The following is a 19,332-nucleotide window of genomic DNA, read 5'->3' on the forward strand; positions in this document are numbered from 1 at the left end:
CTTAAGAATTAACCTATGTCACAATAGATGAAGATAAACCAAATAGTGTGAAGTTGTAAACTAGGTATTACTGAATGGAACCGCTTTATCAGTACGCGTGGCTAGTTCCCGTCCTGCCTTTGGTAGGCGCTACCCTAGTCGGCGCGGGCTTAATTTCCTTTAATGAAGTCACCAATCGTCTGCGACAGGTGAATGCTGTATTGATCATTTCTACCCTCGGTGCGTCGATGGTGCTTTCTTTTGCGCTGCTGTGGAGTCAAATCAATGGACACGCTCCCTACAACCAAATGATCGATTGGGCATCGGCGGGTAACTTTCACCTGAAAATGGGTTATACGATCGATCACCTCAGTGCTTTAATGTCGGTTATCGTCACCACCGTGGCTTTTTTGGTGATGATTTATACCGATGGTTACATGGCCCACGACCCCGGTTATGTGCGTTTTTACGCCTATCTGAGCATTTTTAGCAGTTCTATGCTCGGTTTGGTCATCAGTCCCAACCTCGTCCAGATCTACGTTTTCTGGGAATTGGTGGGGATGTGTTCCTATCTGCTAGTAGGTTTCTGGTTCACTCGTCCGGCGGCTGCCGAGGCCTGTCAAAAAGCCTTCGTTACCAACCGCGTCGGCGATTTTGGCTTATTACTGGGAATGCTGGGTCTTTTCTGGGCTACCGGCAGCTTCGAGTTTGATATCATGGGTGAACGTCTAGAGGAATTAGTCTCTTCTGGAGCCATTGCCGGCAGTTTAGCGGCATTATTCGCCGTTTTAGTCTTCCTGGGACCCGTGGCCAAATCAGCCCAATTTCCCCTTCATGTCTGGCTACCGGATGCCATGGAAGGTCCGACCCCGATTTCGGCCCTGATTCACGCCGCTACCATGGTGGCCGCCGGAGTTTTCCTGATTGCCCGGATGTATCCCGTTTTTGAGCCAATTCCCACGGCGATGACGGTAATTGCTTGGACGGGGGCCTTTACTGCCTTCCTAGGGGCAAGTATCGCCCTCACCCAGAATGATATCAAAAAGGGTTTAGCCTATTCCACCATCTCCCAATTGGGTTATATGGTTATGGCTATGGGTATCGGCGCTTATAGTGCGGGATTATTCCACCTGATGACCCACGCTTATTTTAAAGCGATGTTGTTCCTCGGTTCCGGTTCGGTCATCCACGGTATGGAGGATGTGGTCGGTCATGAGCCAGTTTTAGCGCAAGATATGCGGATGATGGGCGGTTTACGCAAGTATATGCCCATTACTGCCCTAACTTTCCTGGTGGGAACTCTGGCCATCTGTGGGATTCCTCCCTTCGCTGGTTTCTGGTCGAAGGATGAAATTCTCGGTTTAGCTTTTGAGGCGAACCCAGCTTTATGGTTAATCGGTTGGGGTACTGCGGGTTTAACAGCTTTTTATATGTTCCGGATGTACTTTAACACCTTTGAAGGGGAGTTTAGAGGGACTAATAAGGAGATTAAACGCCGACTGTTAGCCAATGCGGGCGCGATTCCGGCTTTTGGACCAGGGGCGATGAATGTTAAGCAATTAGACTCGGAAGCGCAGGAAGAAGACAACCACGGCCATCATGCCCATGAACCCCACGAATCGCCAATTACTATGACTTTACCTCTCATGATTTTGGCGGTTCCCTCTTTGTTAATCGGTTTGGTGGGTAAACCTTGGCAGAATTTCTTCGAGGGTTTTATTCATGTTCCTAACGAAGTAGTGGAAGAAGTTCATGCTTTTGATTGGACGGAGTTTCTGATTATGGCGGGTAATTCGGTGGGGATTGCTTTAATCGGGATTACTGTCGCTTCTTTGATGTATCTCCAGAAGAAAATTGACCCCGCAACTATTGCCGAAAAATTCCCCGTTTTGTATCGTTTTTCCCTGAACAAGTGGTACATTGATAATCTCTATGATCGAGTTTTCGTCCAGGGTTGTCGTCGTCTCGCACGGCAAATTATGGAAGTGGATTATCGCGTTATCGATGGGGCAGTGAATTTAACCGGTTTAGCTACTCTTGTCAGTGGTGAAGGTCTCAAATACCTCGAAAATGGTCGCGCCCAATTCTACGCTTTAATTGTTTTTGCCGCAGTTTTGGGTTTAGTAATTGTCTATAGTCTGGTGTAGATTTTTAAGCCGTTGACTAAAGATTTTTAGGGGGCGCAAAGCCCCTTTTTTCAGCAGTTTTTTGGGTTATATCTGAACTTCCCCCCATACATATATACTACAATAGCCGAAAACCCTTATCCATCAATGGATGCACCCCCTTAACTTTTCTTAATGTACCCATGTAATTTGTAACATTTCTTAATGGACAAGAATTCTCTCCATTTGCTAAAATGATAGCCATGTATATAGAAAAAGTTCCTAACCGTAATTCTCCCCCCGCTGTTCTTCTTCGAGAATCCTACCGAGAAGGAGATCAAGTCAAAAAAAGAACCCTTGCCAATCTCTCAAAATTACCCGATGATATTATCGAAAATCTGAAACTGGCTCTTAAAGGAGCAACACTGTCCATGAATGAAGGCATTCCCAATCATTTTGAAGTGATTAGAAGTCTTCCTCATGGTCATGTAATGGCTATTTTAGAGACGATTAAAAAATTGGGTTTAGATAAAATAATCAGTGAAAAATCCTCACGAATCAGAAACTTAGTGGTGGCGATGATTGTGGCAAGAATCATCAATCCTAAATCGAAACTAGCCACAGCGAGAGGGTTTAATAGTGAGACTTGTAGTCAGAGTTTAGGACAATTGTTAGACTTAGAGAAAGGCGATGAAGACGAATTATATAACGCCTTAGATTGGTTATTAGAAAAACAAGAGAAAATTGAGAAGCACCTAGCAATTAAACACTTAGAATCAGGAACATTAGTCTTGTATGATGTCACTTCTACCTACCTAGAAGGAAATGGTTGTGAACTGGGAAAATATGGGTATAATCGAGATAAAAAGAAGGGGAAAACTCAGATAGTGTTTGGTTTGCTCTGTTCAGCTAAGGGTTGTCCGATAGCGGTAGAAGTATTTGAAGGAAACACTTCAGATGGTGCTACTTTAAGCGGACAAATTGAGAAAGTCAGAAAGGGTTGGGGGATTGAGAATGTGGTCTGGGTAAGTGATAGAGGAATTTTAACTAACTCGAAAATCAAGGAATTAGTAAAACCGATAGAAGGATTAGACTATATTACTGGTTTAACTAAGCCTCAAATTCGGAAACTGGCTGAGGTGGAAGTGATTCAATTAGGATTATTTGATCAGGTAAACTTGGTGGAATTTGAGAGTGAAGATTATCCCGAAGAAAGATTAATTGCTTGTCGTAATCCCTTCATTGCCCAGAAAAATCAACTACAAAGAGAGGCATTATTAGAAGCGGTAGAGAAGGAACTAGATTTGATTGTTCAGGCGACTCAAAGGGAGAAAAGAGCTTTAAATGGCCAAGATAAGATAGCTTTGAGAGTGGGCAAGGTTCTTAATCAGTTTAAGGTCAATAAATACTATAACCTAGAGATAACAGAAGAAGGCTTTTCTGATCAGCGTAAGCGGGAATTAATCGCTCAAGAAACGGCCTTAAATGGTGTGTATGTGTTAAGAACTTCTCTGGAGTCAACCTTGATGGATGCAGCGACGACGGTTAAAGCTTATAAAAGTTTATCTCAAGTGGAGGAGGCATTTCGCTGTTATAAGTCAATTGATTTAAAGGTACGTCCTATCTATCATTATAAGGGTGATAGAGTCAAAGCTCATATCTTTTTATGTATGTTGGCTTATTATGTGGAATGGCATTTAAAACAGTGCTTGGCTCCTTTATTATTTGAGGATGAAGAAATTGATGATGGTTCTCTGAATGTGATTAAAGCCAATCGGAGTGAATCGGTGCAATCTAAGGAGAGAAAAAAACGGAATCAAGAGAACTTTCCTGTGCATAGTTTTCGGACTTTGTTGGAAGACTTGGGGACAATTTGCTTGAATACAGTGGAATGTACGATTAGAGAGGGAAGTTATCGTTTTTCTAAGATAACTCGACCGACCCAACTGCAACAAAAAGCGTTAGATTTATTGGGAGTTTCCCTGATTTGTACCCAGTAACGGGGCGGCGTAAATTCTCTTAATCCCTTCTACAGCACAGCTTATGGCTTTTTGTCAACGGGGAAGTCCAGATATACCCTCAAAAATACTAAATTTAACCAATAAAATAAGGACGCTGCCAATTGCGTCCTCAAGGTGTCTGGAAAAGGGTTTTTTCCTAGACTTTCCGAGAGTAGTATTCCACTACTAACAGTTCATTAATCGAGAGGGCAATCCATTCTCTTTCCACAACGCCATTCACTTTGCCCACAAGGGTGTTTTTGTCAAATTCCAAATGACTCGGCAGGTTGGCTAAACCGGGGTATTCCATATTTCTTTTGACGAGATCCTGGGAACGCTCTTGATTTCTAACTCCAATCACATCACCCGGACGGCACTGATAACTGGCAATATCCACAACTCTACCGTTAACGGTGACGTGACCGTGATTGACTAATTGTCGCGCCCCCGGAATTGTCCCAGCCATACCGAGACGGAAAACGGTATTATCCAGACGCATTTCTAAGAGTTGCAGCAGCACTTGACCGGTGGAACCGGTAGCCCGGCGAGCTTTGCGGACATAGCGAACTAATTGTTTCTCGCTGACACCGTAGTTAAAACGCAGTTTTTGTTTTTCTTCTAGACGAATAGCATATTCTGAACGTTTTTTGCGGGCCTGGCCATGTTGCCCTGGTGCATAGGCACGACGGGCATTTTTACGGGTTAGGCCCGGTAATTCCCCTAAACGACGCACAACGCGCAAGCGCGGTCCTCTATAACGAGACATACAGACGGTCTGCTCCTATTTAAATTTATCCCAAAACTATTATCGTAGCACAAATTAAGCAATTTAGTTGGGGAGTGGGGAGATGGGGAAGTGGGTAGAGGGAATTATGAATTATGAATTATGAATTATGAATTGGGGAGCGGGGAGTGGGGAGCAAAAAGCAGCAAGATTGGATCGGGGTATCCTGACTCCTGACTCCTGACTCCTATCTACTGAGGGCAGGTGATGTATTTTTTTCCTTAAAGATGAGGCTAATCTCTGCCATCTTAGGGCATACTGTGAGTGTAACTAAGCACTATATTACTCAGGTTGCTTTCCCACTCCTTCCCTAGCTGAATCTCTATCTTGGAGAAGCCATTAGTCATGATCGAAATGAAAGTCGCTGGAATTGCCCTAGACGCTATCACTCGCAGTCCCATTGTACTGCTGAAGGATGGTTCCGAGCGTCGCGCCCTACCTATCTACATCGGACAAGATCAGGCTAAGGCCATTATCACCGTCCTCGAACAACAAAAACCCCCTCGTCCTCTCACCCACGATTTGATCGCTAATATTTTTAAAGCTTGGGACATGGATTTAGAAAAGATTATCATCCATTCTCTCCAAGATAATACTTTTTATGCTGTTCTCTGTCTCCAGCGCGGCGAAGTCAAAAAAGAAATCGATTGTCGTCCCAGTGATGCGATCGCTATTGCCCTGCGTACCAACAGTCCCATCTGGGTAATGGAAGAAGTGATCGCTTCCGCTTCTATTCCTGTTGATCGTGATGCGGATGAAGAGGAACGTCAAGCTTTTCGCAATTTCGTCTCCAATCTTAGCCCCTCAGACCTGATCCAACGTCGCGGTGATTTTAGTGAGCAGTGAAAATTCAGGAGATAGGAGGGAGATAGGAGACAGGATTCAGGAGACAGGATTCAGGAGACAGGAGACAGGAGATTATTTTTATTTATTCTCCCCATCACCCCACTTCCCCATCACCCCATTTCCCCATCACCCCATTTCCCCATGACCCCACTTCCCCATCACCCCACTTCCCCATCACCCCACTTCCCCATCACCCCATTTCCCCATTTCCCCAATACCTTCTAACTGATAACTGGTAACTGATAACTGATAACTGAATCAATGCGTTATCGACGATTTGGCCGTACTAATTGGCAATTTTCGCTGTTTTCCCTGGGGACAATGCGCTGTTTGTCCTCAGAGTCGGTGTTTACCGCAACAATCGATCGCGCCCTAGAATTGGGGATTAATCACCTAGAAACGGCCAGAGGCTACGGTAATAGTGAAGTTTTTCTCGGTCGCTACCTGCAGCGTCAAGGGGTGCGGGAGCGGGTTTATCTGACCACGAAATTGGTCCCCACTGCTGATCGCCAGACTATGGAAAAAGCGATCGGCGAATCCCTAGAACGATTACAATTAAATTACCTCGATTGTCTAGCAATTCACGGTATTAACACCCGCGAGCATTTAAACTGGATTAAAGACCCGCAAGGCTGCATGAAAGCCGTTTTTCTGGCCCAAGAAGCTGGAAAAATCGCTCATATTGGCTTTTCTACCCATGCACCCCTAGAAATTATTCTGGAGACGATCAATACAGATTTCTTTGCTTTTGTCAATATCCATTACTATTTTTTTTGGCAAAGACAGCAACCTGCGATCGCTTTAGCCCAGGCAAAGGACATGGGTGTGTTTATTATTTCCCCTGCTGATAAGGGAGGTGGTCTCCACAGACCTCCTAAGAAGCTAGAGGAATTATGCGCCCCTTTTTCACCCCTAGAGCTAAATTATCGCTTTTTATCGAGCGATCCTCGCATTACTACCCTCAGCTTCGGGGCAGCGATCCCGGAGGAATTAGAGGCAATTATTAACGTATGTGAAGGAGATCAGCCCCTAGATGCGGCAGAAATTGCCGTTTTTAAGCGTTTAGAAGCACATTTAACCGATAAATTGGCTACAGATTTATGTAGCCAATGTTATCAATGTTTACCCTGTCCTGAAAATATTAATATCCCCGAAGTATTGAGACTACGGAATCTGGCAGTAGCTTACGAAATGACCGATTTTGGCCAGTATCGCTATCGAATGCTGGAAAATGCCGGTCATTGGTTCCCCGGACGCAAAGCGAATAATTGTACTGAATGCGGCGATTGTTTACCTCGCTGCCCGGAAAAATTGCCGATTCCCCGGCTGCTATTTGATACACACGAACTACTTAAGGGACCAGCGCAACGGAGATTGTGGTCATCTTAGGACGAAACCTAGAAAAATTTTTTTTGGGGATCGTCAAAGTGTAAAAACTATCTTAAGATTAACAGGTAAGAGAATTAACTTTCTTGAATTTAAAGAGACAAAAAACAAGAAATAGATTAAGGAGTAAAGGATATGGCACTCGTCCCCATGCGGTTATTGTTGGATCACGCGGCTGAGAACGGATATGGCATCCCCGCTTTTAACGTAAATAATATGGAGCAGATCCAAGCGATCATGCAAGCGGCGGCAGCCACCGACAGCCCCGTTATCCTACAAGCTTCTCGCGGTGCGCGCAAATATGCAGGGGAAAACTTCCTGCGTCACCTGATCACCGCCGCGGTGGAAACCTATCCTCATATCCCCATCGTGATGCACCAAGATCACGGTAATGAACCCGCCACCTGCTACTCGGCGATCCGTAACGGTTTCACCAGCGTCATGATGGATGGTTCCTTAGAAGCGGATGCTAAAACTCCCGCCACCTACGAGTACAACGTTAACGTTACTGCTGAAGTAGTAAAAGTTGCTCACTCGATCGGTGCTAGTGTGGAAGGAGAACTCGGTTGTTTAGGTTCCTTAGAAACCGGTAAAGGAGAAGCGGAAGATGGCCACGGTTTTGAGGGAGAATTAGATCACTCGATGCTGTTAACCGATCCCGATGAAGCGGTGGATTTCGTCGAAAGAACCCAAGTAGATGCTTTAGCAGTAGCCATTGGTACTAGCCACGGCGCTTACAAATTTACCCGGAAACCCACCGGCGAAATTCTCGCTATTAGCCGCATTGAAGAAATTCATAACCGCTTACCCAATACTCACTTGGTCATGCACGGTTCTTCCTCGGTTCCCGAAGATCTCCTCGAATTAATCAACCAATTCGGTGGCGCTATCCCTGAAACCTACGGTGTTCCCGTGGAAGAAATCCAAAAAGGCATCAAGAGTGGTGTGCGGAAAATCAATATCGACACCGATTGCCGTTTAGCAATTACCGCCGCAGTTCGTGAAGCACTATTCAGCAACCCGAAAGAGTTTGATCCCCGTTTCTTCCTGAAACCCTCGATCACGTATATGCAGAAAGTTTGTGCTGATCGCTATCAACAATTTGGTACCGCCGGTAACGCCAGCAAAATCAAACAAATGTCCCTCGATGACTACGCAGCCAAATATGCTAAAGGGCAATTAACCCAAGTCAGCAAAAAAGTTGTGGCTGTCTAGTAGCTGAACAATTAAGCGATCGCTTAATGGCACCGATCTAGTAGAATTTTTTGGGGTAGTTATGGTTAACTACCCTCTTTTTTATATAAGAACGATCGATCTCTCTGTCCTCTGTGTCTCTGTGGTTCGTTCCACTAATTCGCCCAGAAGACTGTATCTTAGAATACATTTTATCCACCAAACCTGGGAGAGCCGAATCGATTTCAGAGAAAAGACTATACTGAAAATAATCAGCAGATCAGCACTGGATTTATAAGAGAAGCAAGATGAGAAAAAAATCGTTGTGGGCGGGATTATTGGTGGGATTTTGGTTTTGTCTGACTTGGATGGCATGGACACCCACAGCAGCCGCCTTTAGCGAAGAACAAAAATTACTACTGCAATCTTGGCGATTAGTCAACCAATCCTATTATGATGACACCTTTAATCATCAAAACTGGTGGCAGGTGCGGGAACAATTCATCAAAAAACCCCTCAACGATCGGACGGCGGCCTATAATGCGATCGAACAGATGTTAGCCACTCTCGATGAACCCTTTACCCGTCTCCTGCGACCGGATCAATACCATAACCTACAAATTAGCACCACGGGGGAATTATCGGGGGTAGGACTGCAAATTAATATCAATCCCGACAATGGTTACTTAGAAGTGGTTGCCCCTCTTGCCGGTTCTCCTGCCGAGGCCGCTGGTTTGACTAGCCACGATCGCATTTTGTTTATTGATGGCATCGATACCACTACTTTAACCCTCGATGCGGCGGCGGCCAAAATGCGCGGCACCCCCGGAACAGAAGTTTCCTTAGTGATTCTTCCCTATCAAAAAAGTCAACCAAAAACCCTATCTTTAACCCGTCAACGCATTTCTTTAAGTCCAGTGGTAGCGGTTTTAGATAAAAATTCTAGTTCCTTGCCCATCGGTTATGTGCGCTTAAATCAATTTAGTGCTAACGCTGCTAAAGAAGTCTCGGAAGCAGTGACGAACCTACAAAAACAAGGAGCCAAGGGTTATATTTTGGATCTAAGAAATAACCCTGGTGGTTTACTGCAAGCGGGTATAGAAATCGCTCGGATGTGGATTAATCAGGGAACGATTGTTTATACAGTTAATCGTGAGGGAATTGCCGATAGTTTTGCCGCTGCTGGCAATGCTTTAACCGACTCGCCTTTAGTCGTTTTAGTCAATCAGGGAACCGCCAGCGCCAGCGAGATTTTAGCTGGAGCATTACAGGACAATCAACGAGGGGTTTTAGTGGGAGAAAAGACTTTTGGTAAGGGATTAATTCAGTCCCTATTCGAGTTACCCGATGGGGCAGGATTAGCGATTACCGTGGCTAAATATGAAACTCCCGGCCATCATGATATTCATAAGTTGGGAATTATGCCAGATCAAGTGGTGGCACAGGAACCAATCACCTATGAGGAAATCGGCACCGAAAAAGATAGTCAATACCAAACCGCGATTCAGTTTTTAAACCAGAACACCGTTTTAGCCAAGGCTTCCTAAGTGGGGTTTTCAGCCATCAGTTACCAGTTATCAGTTACCAGTTATCAGATGCGAGTTTTCAGGGTTCTTCGTTACTTGGTCTGGTTCGATCGGGTGGCATAAATCGACTAAATTCTTATCTGGCAAGAGATTTAATTGATTAGTTCGCTCTAGATCGAAAACAATTAACAAAAATCGCCAAATGTCTTTCTCTATAAGAGTTTCATCCCTTATAACCCTATACGTTGCATAAGACAAACCGAAGAACCATAATTCATAATTCATAATTCATAATTCATAATTCCTAGGGCATAAATCGAACAAATTAGCCGTTTTTTCCGTCAATATCTAAATTAAGATGGAAACCTGTTTGATTTGAAGAGAATGCTAACATCGATTAGAATTTTCCCAGTCCGGGCTTTTCAGCCTTCCAACCTTGACTCATCCTTGATTTTACCGCCATGCAGAGATGTATTCGATCGCCCCTAGCCCTAACCCTGAGCATCAGCCTCTTAGCTAATTTTTTAACCGCTTGTAATAATGCCCAAACCCCAGATAACAGTGATCAAGGTTTAAAATTAGGGGCTTTACTGCCCATTACTGGAGATTTAGCCGCTATTGGTCAAAATATGCCCGAAGCAGCCGCCCTAGCGGTAGAGACTATCAATGCCTGTGGTGGAGTCAATGGCAAACCCGTCACCCTGGTGAAAGAAGATGACCAAACCGATCCCGCTGCCGGTGCTTCGGCGATGACGAAACTAGCGGAGGTGGATAAAGTAGCTGGTGTGATCGGTTCCTTTGCCAGTAGCGTCTCGGGAGCAGCCGTCGATGTGGCGGTGAGAAATAAAGTTATGTTAGTCTCTCCGGGTAGCACCAGTCCCGTATTTACTGACAGGGCGAAAAAAGGCGATTTTCAAGGTTTTTGGGCGCGGACGGCTCCCCCGGACACCTACCAAGCTCAAGCTTTAGCGGTCCTAGCTAAGAAAAAGGGTTTTCAAAATGTGGCCACCGTCGTGATCAATAACGATTACGGAGTCGGATTTGAACGGGAATTCGTCGGTGCTTTCGATAAATTAGGCGGCACTATCACTAATAAGCAAAATCCTGTCCGTTATGACCCGAAAGCTGCCACTCTCGATAGTGAAGCGGCGGCTGCCTTCGCTAACCAACCGGATGCTGTAGCGGCAGTCCTTTACGCTGAAACGGGTAGTTTATTACTACAAGCGGCCTACAAACAGGGATTGACCAAAGGAGTTACCGTCCTCCTCACCGATGGGGTTTATTCGGAAGATTTCACCAAACAGGTGGGGAAAGGAACCGATGGTAAGTCAATTATTGCCGGCGCCCTAGGCACTGTCCCCGGGGCCGACGGTCAAGCTTTAAGCGCTTTTACTACTCTCTGGAAAGAAAAAACCGGCAAGGATGTCACTGCTTTTGTTCCCCATACTTGGGACGCGGCGATTTTATTGATGTTAGCGGCCGAGGCGGCTAAATCTAACACCGGTGAAGGGATTCAAAGCAAGATTCGTGAGGTGGCTAATGGTCCGGGGACGGAAGTAACCGATGCTTGTCAAGCCCTAGAAATGATTCGCAAAGGCGAAGATATTAACTATCAGGGGGCCAGTGGTAATGTGGATATCGATGAAAATGGCGATGTGGTCGGTAGTTACGATGTCTGGACTGTTAAGGATGACGGGACTCTCAAGGTTATTGATAAGGTGACACCTAATCAGTAATCAGTAATCAGTGATCAGGAGGCAGAAGGCAGGAGGTAGGGGATAGGGTGATAGGGATTTAGGGGTTTAGGGGTTTAGGGAAATTTCAGCCAAATGCTCCACTTCCCCACTACTTCACTACCCCACTTCATAATTCATCATTCATACTTTGTGCTTTTTGTCAAAAAAACTTTTTTTTTGCAACAAAACTACACAAAAAAAAGATCATCGTTGTGGGTGAAATTGACTCATTTACCTGTCTTAATTAGGATTACCTTCTAGCTGTGGTAAGGGTTTCAAGCGTTGCTGTCCAAAAAAGCACAGAAAAACCCATCATGAAATTCAGTAAAATCGCTGTAACCATTGTAACATCGTTGTTAAATAAAAATATTTCTCAATTAATTTTTAAGAATTTGTAAATATTGCGGAATGTTAATTTAAATATTCTCAAGTTTTTGGCATTAATCAATAATTTTTGCTTATCTTTGTCGAACATTGGGTTAGGAGTAAGGAGTAAGTCCTGATGCCAAACTTGGCACCGCCAAACATGAAAATATTCTGATTGACGAATTTGCGTTATTTCAGCCTCTATTTTCCAGTCAGGAGCCGGTCGTCGGGAGGGGAAGTCAGAATAACAGAATCACCTCGCACGTCTGGAAGCAGACCCCTTCGAGATCGAAGAGCGAAAGTGCAGGGGTTTTGAGTCCCTCGGATCGGTTTCTCAACGTTTGTCTCTTGCACTTTTTTGACTAAAAAAGTACCTATTTGACTAAAAAAGTCCCTAAACCGTTTTCTAGCGAGGCTTCCAGTAATATTCAGCAAACCCTAATTAGGAGTCGGTTTACCTCACCGGTAGCATAGCGCAAGTTTGCATAATAACGGAGAGATTCAATAATAATTTGTCTCATTTTTTCTAAACTATCCATCTTAAAATAACCTCCTCAATTTTGTCAAAAACTAATAATTTGAATCGTTTGTTATCTAATAAAACTTGACCAATAGGATCTTCAAAAATATCGGCAAAAGCTTGTTGATGAATTGCTAAATATAAAATTATTTCAGATTTTTGTCATATCTTTGTAATTTTATAAGATACTTGTTAAATGAATCAAATTTTTGGCTTTAAATAAACAAGTCGGTTTGTCCAATCCTGTTTGCCTTGTAGATCCCATAAAGCTAAAAGTGAACGAATTAAAAGACCAAAATTGCTAGGAGGAATGGACTGATAATCGATAAAAATAACGCCACTATGACTTTTTTGAGCTTCTCCCCATTCGCACAAAAGCGGGGGAATAGTGTTCTGGTCGTATGTTACTAGGGTTAACTGGGCTTCGGTTGCGGCTTTTAAAACGATTTCATCCGAATCAGCCAAATATCGACCTTCTTGCCAAGTGATTAAAGGAAAAATCAGGATTTCTGGACGTTTAAGACTAATTTGTTCGGCAACCGTCGGAGAAATATGTTCATCTAATAAAAAAGATAGCATTTTAGCTATTCCCCACTCACTCACAGGGAATCAGGATAAACCGTAATTGTTTCTAATTGGGGTAAGAGCCGTTTGAGTGTCGTTTCATTGAGGGCTTGAGCCTCGGTGATCGCCTTTTGAACTTCTGACTGATAAGCTTCAGCATAGAGCAAAGCAGAGCGGACCCATTCGAGGGGTCGATGAAAATGTGCCGCCGTTTTTTGTTCATCTAGCGCGTAGCTTTGAGCAATTTGAATTACTTCCCAGAGAGCCAAACTGGAGTTTTTGAGGTAGGGTTGTCGCCCCAAAGGAGACTGGCGAAATTCAATATAGGGGAACTCGCTTTCTCTGAGGGATTCCTCAATTAAAATTGCGCTGGTTTCACTAGGGGTTTTTCCTAATCGGCGGGCCAACTGTTTAAGTCGTTCCGCTGTGCGATCGGGGAGTCGGGTACTGATAACTTGGGACATAAATTTTTTCAACCTTAAATTTTAAATCATCGATTTAGAGATATTATATGCCAATTGGCACAAGAGGAAGAGGAGGTCATTCTATATTTCCCAATACTTCATTAGAATTAGAAAATTCAACTTCAATTTAGATCATTCCTCTCAATAGCGCCATATCAGTTTTTTCCACTGATAACTGTTCACTGTATGAAGGATTTAGCAGTCGAGTGAACCCTGCTTGTTCAAAATGCCGATCTGATGTAAAGGCTAATGTAATTACTTCTTGCTGCATAATGACAAAGCTAATACAATCAGTTAGCCCCCAATCTTTATCAAGACGCTGACTATAAAGTTTCCAACCCTAATCGAAAAGAGATTTATTGAGCGGTATAATCTGTAAACCAATTAGATTGTTGAGGTGATTAATAAATCTAATTGTTTGAGAGCGAATTTTCGGCGAAAGCAGAGCATCAGCCACTTCCAATAAAACAAAATCTGTTGTTATAAGCTGACATTTCTGTTGTTGAAGATTCGCCTTAACACGCTTGGCTTGTTCATGAAAAACATCATCAACATTAATTAAGGCAATCCAGGCTGCCGTATCAACAAAAACCTTTGTCACTATTCCACTTCTCGCTTGGGTAGTCCGTGAATGTAATGATCGTGCTGATAGGACAGATCGGAAATTCCTGTATTCATCTGGCACTCTTCTAAGATTTGGTCAAACTCGTCCCAAAAATCATACTCTGGGGATCTGGATTCAAGTTGCTTGATGAGCATTGCGGCAATCTTATTTTGCTCTGATTCGGGGAGTTGTTTGACTTGAGCGATCGCCTCTTCTAATAGCTTTGTCATATCTTTGGAATTGTATAAAACCCTAATAACGATTATCTCATCATCTCGTTATCGTTACCAGGTTCTACCTGAAGCATACTTTTCAACAACAGTCTTATGGGATGAAAATTCGACCGACTCCCATATAGTTTTCTAGATCAAATAAAATCTCAATCAAGCGGGTAGCACATCTTTGCCGATAGCTACTTTCATCAAAGCGATCAGGGTTTCCAATTGTCAGAATTGGCAGGGAAGCGGGTGTATTTTCTTCACGTATGGTTTGTTCCAGCGAATCAATTCCTTTCATATTTCGATTTGCTGTAATTAAAATCATCTGAGTGTTTTGAGCAAATTGCCAAACAACCCGATCACTACTATCCATCGGCAATCCAACATCCTGAAAGGTGAAGAAGCGGATGGGCAAAAGATCAAGCCATCCTTCTGCTGAGAGGGTTCCCCAGAATAAAACAACATCGCCCGTTAAGTTGTCGTCAATCAGGAAGTTCATGATTGAGATTCAATGCGTGCTTTCCACTCTTGAAGCTTCGCACGAATGGTTTCTTGACCAGGCTTAGGGGGCATCGCCGCAATCTTGGCAAATCGCTCACGATTTCGCTCTTCCCAGTATTGACGAATTTCTGTCGCTGTCTGCAAGCATTCTTGATACTCGGCTTCAACCTCAGTACAATGGGTCTCAATGTATGCTAGGGCTGAATCAATCTGTCTATCATTAAGACCAAGTTTTTCACGAATCAGCTTGGGGGGATACTGAGCCTTTAGGTAATCCATAACATCATAAAGGGTAATTCGCGTACCGGCGATTGTCAATCCACGCTCTGTACGAATAATGGCTGATTGCCCGTTGGATACTAGAACCATACTCATAACCTTCTAGAATTTCATTCTATTGTACGTTATTTGAATGCTGAACAGCTTACCTAATTACTCTGAATAGCACTATATCAATCAGTTTTTTCTACTGTTCACTGTTAACTGTTCACTGTATCGCTTGGGTAGCCCGTGAATGTAATGATCGTGCTGATAGGACAGATCGGAAATTCCTGTATTCATCTGGCACTCTTCTAAGATTTGGTCAAACTCGTCCCAAAAATCATACTCTGGGGATCTGGATTCAAGTTGCTTGATGAGCATTGCGGCAATCTTATTTTGCTCTGATTCGGGGAGTTGTTTGACTTGAGCGATCGCCTCTTCTAATAGCTTTGTCATATCCTTGGAATTGTATAAAACCCTAATAACGATTATCTCATCATCTCGTTCCCAGGTTCTACCTGAAGAATAGTTTAAGGCAGCTCCTTAAATATTGTCTGTCAAGGCAAAGCTTTGGCACAAGCGAAAGGCATACAAGCAAGCATTTTCGGTTATTGAGGATTTTTTCTTTTCGGGGGTTTTTGTTTGCTGGTAGGGAGTAGGGGAGCGGTTAATTTTTCATAGAGTTCAAAGAGGTATTCAATACGGTTTAATTCACTGGTGAAAGGTTGGGGACGATAACACAAATCAACGGCTTTGTCAAGTTTTTGGTGAGCTTTGAGCAAGTCGGGAGGCATGGTTAAAGGATCGTATAAATCCGCAAGGCTACTATCAGGATATTTTACCCTAGTATCTAGCACAGCTTGAGCGCAAGTTTCAACGGTTTGTTTTTGTTTGTCGGTGATATTTTCTGGAAAGGGAAAATTATTATAAACAATATCTTTTGAATAACGATAATCACTTTTTAATCTGCCACACACATATTTAACCCATGCCATGTGCATTTCTGAAGTTAAGATACCAAATAAATATAGATTGGCATTAGGAATTAATAAAACTTGATCATTACCAATCACATTTTTATTCATAAAACCTATCGGAATATATTTTCTTCTTTCAGATGAGACACGGGGAACAAGTAAATAATTCGTGTCGGGTTGTGCTATTTGACAGAATAGAGTAGGTGTCGCCGCAAATTTACGAGTAGAAGCGGCTTTACTTTTTAATCTAAAATTTTTAACCCTATCTACTCTTTTGATGACTTCTGGTAATGTCTTTAATTCCCTGGGAGAAATATCAACTAACCATAGACAATAGCGACTATAACCATTAATAAATTCTTGCGCTCCTGTATAAGGTTTAATCCATTTTTCTGCCTTCGGCTCTAATTTTAAAAATTCTTCTTTTTCCAGTTCTGTAAAAATAAAATTACCACCATCTCTTGGCATACTACCAAAACGCATTAATGGAACATTAGATAAAGGAAAACTTCGATTAGAAATAATGATGTCACTTCCATCAACTAAATAGGGATTAATATTATTAGACTGAATAACTAATGATTCACCTTGAATATCTTCATAATCAAATAGAATCTTATTTGTTATATTAAAACTTGCAAAACCAATAATTATACAATGAACTGCCGCATTTCCTTTTGCTTCATTAATCCATTTAAAAGTACGATGGGCAAAATGAATTTTTAACTGATATTTCTGAAAAAGAATATTCCAAAGTAAGGCAACTTGCTCACCTTGAGATATAGAATTTGTGGAAACAAAAGCAACCCTGATTCTATTGCCCTGAATTATTTGAGCAGCCTTGATATACCATGCACACACATAATCTAAAACGCCTATTCCTTTCTCACCGTCGAAAACATAAGCCATATCATTCCTTTGCTGTTCGTTCATAATCATCGCACCAACAAAAGGAGGATTTCCTAAAATAAAATTGAGCTTCTCTTTTGATATAACTTCCTCCCAATCAATCCGCAAGGCATTCCCATGAACAATCTTTGCCGCTTTCTTTAATGGTAAACGCACAAAATACTGACCAAAAGTATTACTAACTTTAATATTCATCTGATGATCAATTAACCACATCGCCACTTCTGCTACTCTCACCGCAAACTCATCGTATTCAATACCTGCAAACTGATTGACATCTACCTGAATAATGGTACTAATATCTGTTACTAACTGCCCCGTTTTATCTAACTCCTGTAACACCAAAATCTCTAAATCGCGTAACTCCCGATAGGTAATAATTAAAAAGTTGCCGCAACCACAGGCAGGATCGAGAAAATATAAATTAGCAATCTTTTTCTGAAATTCTAGTAATTTATTGCGATTGCCTTTAACCTTCTCAAATTCTCTTGATAAATCATCTAAAAATAATGGTTTAATAACCTTTTGAATATTTTTCTCGGAGGTATAATGCGCCCCTAAATTGCGTCGCTCTTTTGGATTCATTACCGCTTGAAACATAGAGCCAAAAATAGCAGGGGAAATTTTTCCCCAATCAAAAGCACAAGCTTCTAATAACATGACTCTCATCTTGCTATCAAAAGCTGCTAAAGGTAAAGACTCCTCAAATAACTTGCCATTTATGTAGGGAAATTGAGTGAAATTCTCATCGAGATTTTTTAATCTTTTTTCTTCTGGTGTATTCAGAACCTGAAAAATAGCATCAATGTGCATCGCCAAATCACTGCCATCTTCTTTGGTATGTAGGTCAATATATTCCCAGAAAATACCCTTATTAAAAATACCCGTATCATCGGCAAATAAACAAAATAATAAACGCACTAGATAAACTTCCAAATCATGCCCCATATAACCAATTTCTTTGAGGCAATCATGAAGTTTTCCCATTAACTCGGCAGCTTGAATATTGACGGGATCTTCGTCTTTATAAACTCGCTTTTCGTAACCAGCAATAAAATCAAATAAATGAACATTATCAACAAAATTACTTAATTCAAATTCCCATTGATTGCCCGAATCTAAATCATATAATTTAAACCGTTGAAAATCCGAGACTAAAATATAACGCGGTAACTCATGTTCCTTTAAATTGGGAAAATAATCCTTAGCCTGTTGTGTGGCTTTTTCTAAATCTTTCCCCTTCGATTTATGCTCAACTAAAATCGTTCCTTTCCAGAGTAAATCAATAAAACCCTGTTTATTATCGGCTTTTTTTATCGGTTGCTCAAAACTGGCTACCCTACGCCGTGAAATGCCAAAGACATGAAAAAACTCATTCCAAAAAGATTGAGATTCTGCTTTTTCTGAAGTCTCTCCTTCCCACTCTTTTTGAAAAGCGATGGCGCGATTTTTTATTTCATTCCAACTTAAAGGCATAGTTTTAATTCCTTCCCTACCCCCCTATGAGTCTGGGTAGGGATTCTAGCACATTCGTGGAAATAATCTTGATTAAGGCTTCTGGTCTTGATTTTGGGGATAACTGGGGAATAGATCCCTGGGGAAATCCTCGGCACTTAAACAGGTTTGTAAAGCTTGGGACGGGTTATTTTTGTCCACACCACGACTGACAGCGATAACGCACTCAGAAAAGCGACCGGGTAATAAACTTTGACGACAGGAATCCAAAACCTGTTGAGAAATCCCTAATTTATCGGGTTCCTTTGCTGTTTCTGTTTCCGTTTGTTTGAGGGAATTAGTGGCAAATAAGGGGGCAGCGCGATGGATATCGACCACACAGTGACCTAGGTCGATGGGACGACGCACTTGAAAACAAGCTTGCAGAGCCAGATTACCATCGATCGGGGTTTTGGATTTAATCATCACCACACACCGGGATAATTCTTTAGGAATTAATGCTTCTGAACAAGCGGTGGCAGCATCTTGGGGACTCACTCCCGTGCCGACAATCTGACTGATACAGGCACTGAATTGATTATTGTTGCCAAATGCGATCGCTGCTCGGTTCATTTCTACTAAGCCAAGGGAAATAGTAGCGATCGCGCTCCAACTAGCAATTTGTTTAATATAGTTTTTCATTGTTTGCTCACACCGAAGATTTTAAGGCTAACCCGCCACGATCTTAACAGATTCACGGGGAACAGGAAACAGGGGAATGGGGGAATGGGGGAATGGGGGAATGGGGGAATGGGGGAATGGGGGAATGGGGGAATGGGGGAATGGGGGAATGGGGGAATGGGGGAATGGGGGAATGGGGGAAATGGGGGAATTTGACTAATACCCCAAAACCCAAGGGCTAAAATTAGTATTCTGGTACAGTGGAGAGGGAATTATGAATTATGAAGTGGGGAGATGG

Annotated in this window: 18 protein-coding genes; 7 read left to right on the top strand and 11 right to left on the bottom strand. The window is 42.6% G+C overall.

What is annotated here, in order from left to right; all coding sequences use genetic code 11:
• The first annotated feature begins 74 nt into the window (after window positions 1-74).
• Both B5D77_RS02295 and B5D77_RS02300 read left to right on the top strand, forming a co-directional pair.
• A complete protein-coding gene (locus B5D77_RS02295) occupies window positions 75-2,126 on the top strand; it encodes an NAD(P)H-quinone oxidoreductase subunit 5 (RefSeq protein WP_104397469.1) in 2,052 nt (683 codons plus the stop codon).
• A 221-nt stretch (window positions 2,127-2,347) separates the two neighbouring features.
• Entirely contained in the window at window positions 2,348-4,084 is a 1,737-nt protein-coding gene (locus B5D77_RS02300; RefSeq protein ID WP_106908201.1) for an IS1634 family transposase, read from the top strand.
• Window positions 4,085-4,241: 157 nt separating this feature from the next.
• On the opposite strand, the gene rpsD is transcribed toward B5D77_RS02300, so the two are convergent.
• The gene (rpsD, locus tag B5D77_RS02305; RefSeq protein WP_002737433.1) at window positions 4,242-4,850 is read right to left on the bottom strand and encodes a 30S ribosomal protein S4; all 609 of its coding nucleotides are present in this window, start codon (window positions 4,848-4,850) and stop codon (window positions 4,242-4,244) included.
• Between the two features lie 363 nt (window positions 4,851-5,213).
• Between rpsD and B5D77_RS02310 the strand changes: the two genes are divergently transcribed.
• The 5 genes from B5D77_RS02310 (at window position 5,214) to B5D77_RS02330 (ending at window position 11,535) form a co-directional block, all read left to right on the top strand.
• Complete coding sequence (locus B5D77_RS02310; RefSeq protein WP_008201073.1) at window positions 5,214-5,714, top strand: bifunctional nuclease family protein; 501 nt, start codon at window positions 5,214-5,216, stop codon at window positions 5,712-5,714.
• 261 nt (window positions 5,715-5,975) lie between these two features.
• The gene (locus B5D77_RS02315; protein WP_106908202.1) at window positions 5,976-7,103 is read left to right on the top strand and encodes an aldo/keto reductase; all 1,128 of its coding nucleotides are present in this window, start codon (window positions 5,976-5,978) and stop codon (window positions 7,101-7,103) included.
• A gap of 132 nt (window positions 7,104-7,235) precedes the next feature.
• The gene (gene fba / locus B5D77_RS02320; RefSeq protein ID WP_002744497.1) at window positions 7,236-8,315 is read left to right on the top strand and encodes a class II fructose-bisphosphate aldolase; all 1,080 of its coding nucleotides are present in this window, start codon (window positions 7,236-7,238) and stop codon (window positions 8,313-8,315) included.
• A 266-nt stretch (window positions 8,316-8,581) separates the two neighbouring features.
• Window positions 8,582-9,820, top strand: coding sequence for a carboxyl-terminal processing protease CtpA (gene ctpA, locus B5D77_RS02325; protein WP_008201068.1), 1,239 nt, complete (start codon window positions 8,582-8,584; stop codon window positions 9,818-9,820).
• Between the two features lie 440 nt (window positions 9,821-10,260).
• Window positions 10,261-11,535, top strand: coding sequence for an ABC transporter substrate-binding protein (locus B5D77_RS02330; RefSeq protein ID WP_008201064.1), 1,275 nt, complete (start codon window positions 10,261-10,263; stop codon window positions 11,533-11,535).
• Window positions 11,536-12,427: 892 nt separating this feature from the next.
• On the opposite strand, the gene B5D77_RS26855 is transcribed toward B5D77_RS02330, so the two are convergent.
• The 10 genes from B5D77_RS26855 to B5D77_RS02390 form a co-directional block, all read right to left on the bottom strand.
• Window positions 12,428-12,571: an element excision factor XisH family protein gene (locus B5D77_RS26855; protein WP_306344854.1), complete on the bottom strand. Its 144-nt coding sequence runs from the start codon at window positions 12,569-12,571 to the stop codon at window positions 12,428-12,430.
• Window positions 12,572-12,622: 51 nt separating this feature from the next.
• Entirely contained in the window at window positions 12,623-13,000 is a 378-nt protein-coding gene (locus B5D77_RS02350) for a DUF5615 family PIN-like protein (protein ID WP_008201061.1), read from the bottom strand.
• Window positions 13,001-13,020: 20 nt separating this feature from the next.
• Complete coding sequence (locus B5D77_RS02355; RefSeq protein ID WP_008201060.1) at window positions 13,021-13,449, bottom strand: hypothetical protein; 429 nt, start codon at window positions 13,447-13,449, stop codon at window positions 13,021-13,023.
• A 340-nt stretch (window positions 13,450-13,789) separates the two neighbouring features.
• Window positions 13,790-14,050, bottom strand: a complete 261-nt coding sequence (locus B5D77_RS26860; RefSeq protein ID WP_008201058.1) for a type II toxin-antitoxin system VapC family toxin — start codon at window positions 14,048-14,050, stop codon at window positions 13,790-13,792.
• Window positions 14,050-14,283: a hypothetical protein gene (locus tag B5D77_RS02365; protein WP_106908203.1), complete on the bottom strand. Its 234-nt coding sequence runs from the start codon at window positions 14,281-14,283 to the stop codon at window positions 14,050-14,052. Before B5D77_RS02365 ends, B5D77_RS26860 begins: the two co-directional genes overlap by 1 nt.
• Window positions 14,284-14,377: 94 nt before the next feature.
• Window positions 14,378-14,770, bottom strand: a complete 393-nt coding sequence (locus B5D77_RS02370; protein WP_008201055.1) for a DUF5615 family PIN-like protein — start codon at window positions 14,768-14,770, stop codon at window positions 14,378-14,380.
• Window positions 14,767-15,141 (bottom strand): DUF433 domain-containing protein, encoded by a 375-nt coding sequence (locus B5D77_RS02375; protein ID WP_002758892.1) that lies wholly within the window; start codon window positions 15,139-15,141, stop codon window positions 14,767-14,769. Before B5D77_RS02375 ends, B5D77_RS02370 begins: the two co-directional genes overlap by 4 nt.
• Before the next feature lie 87 nt (window positions 15,142-15,228).
• Window positions 15,229-15,489: a hypothetical protein gene (locus B5D77_RS02380; RefSeq protein ID WP_012266190.1), complete on the bottom strand. Its 261-nt coding sequence runs from the start codon at window positions 15,487-15,489 to the stop codon at window positions 15,229-15,231.
• Between the two features lie 152 nt (window positions 15,490-15,641).
• A complete protein-coding gene (locus tag B5D77_RS02385; protein ID WP_106908204.1) occupies window positions 15,642-18,395 on the bottom strand; it encodes a DNA methyltransferase in 2,754 nt (917 codons plus the stop codon).
• A 72-nt stretch (window positions 18,396-18,467) separates the two neighbouring features.
• The gene (locus B5D77_RS02390) at window positions 18,468-19,055 is read right to left on the bottom strand and encodes a hypothetical protein (RefSeq protein ID WP_106908205.1); all 588 of its coding nucleotides are present in this window, start codon (window positions 19,053-19,055) and stop codon (window positions 18,468-18,470) included.
• Window positions 19,056-19,332: the final 277 nt, after the last annotated feature.

The organism is Microcystis sp. MC19, from assembly GCF_003019735.1.
Classification (GTDB): domain Bacteria; phylum Cyanobacteriota; class Cyanobacteriia; order Cyanobacteriales; family Microcystaceae; genus Microcystis.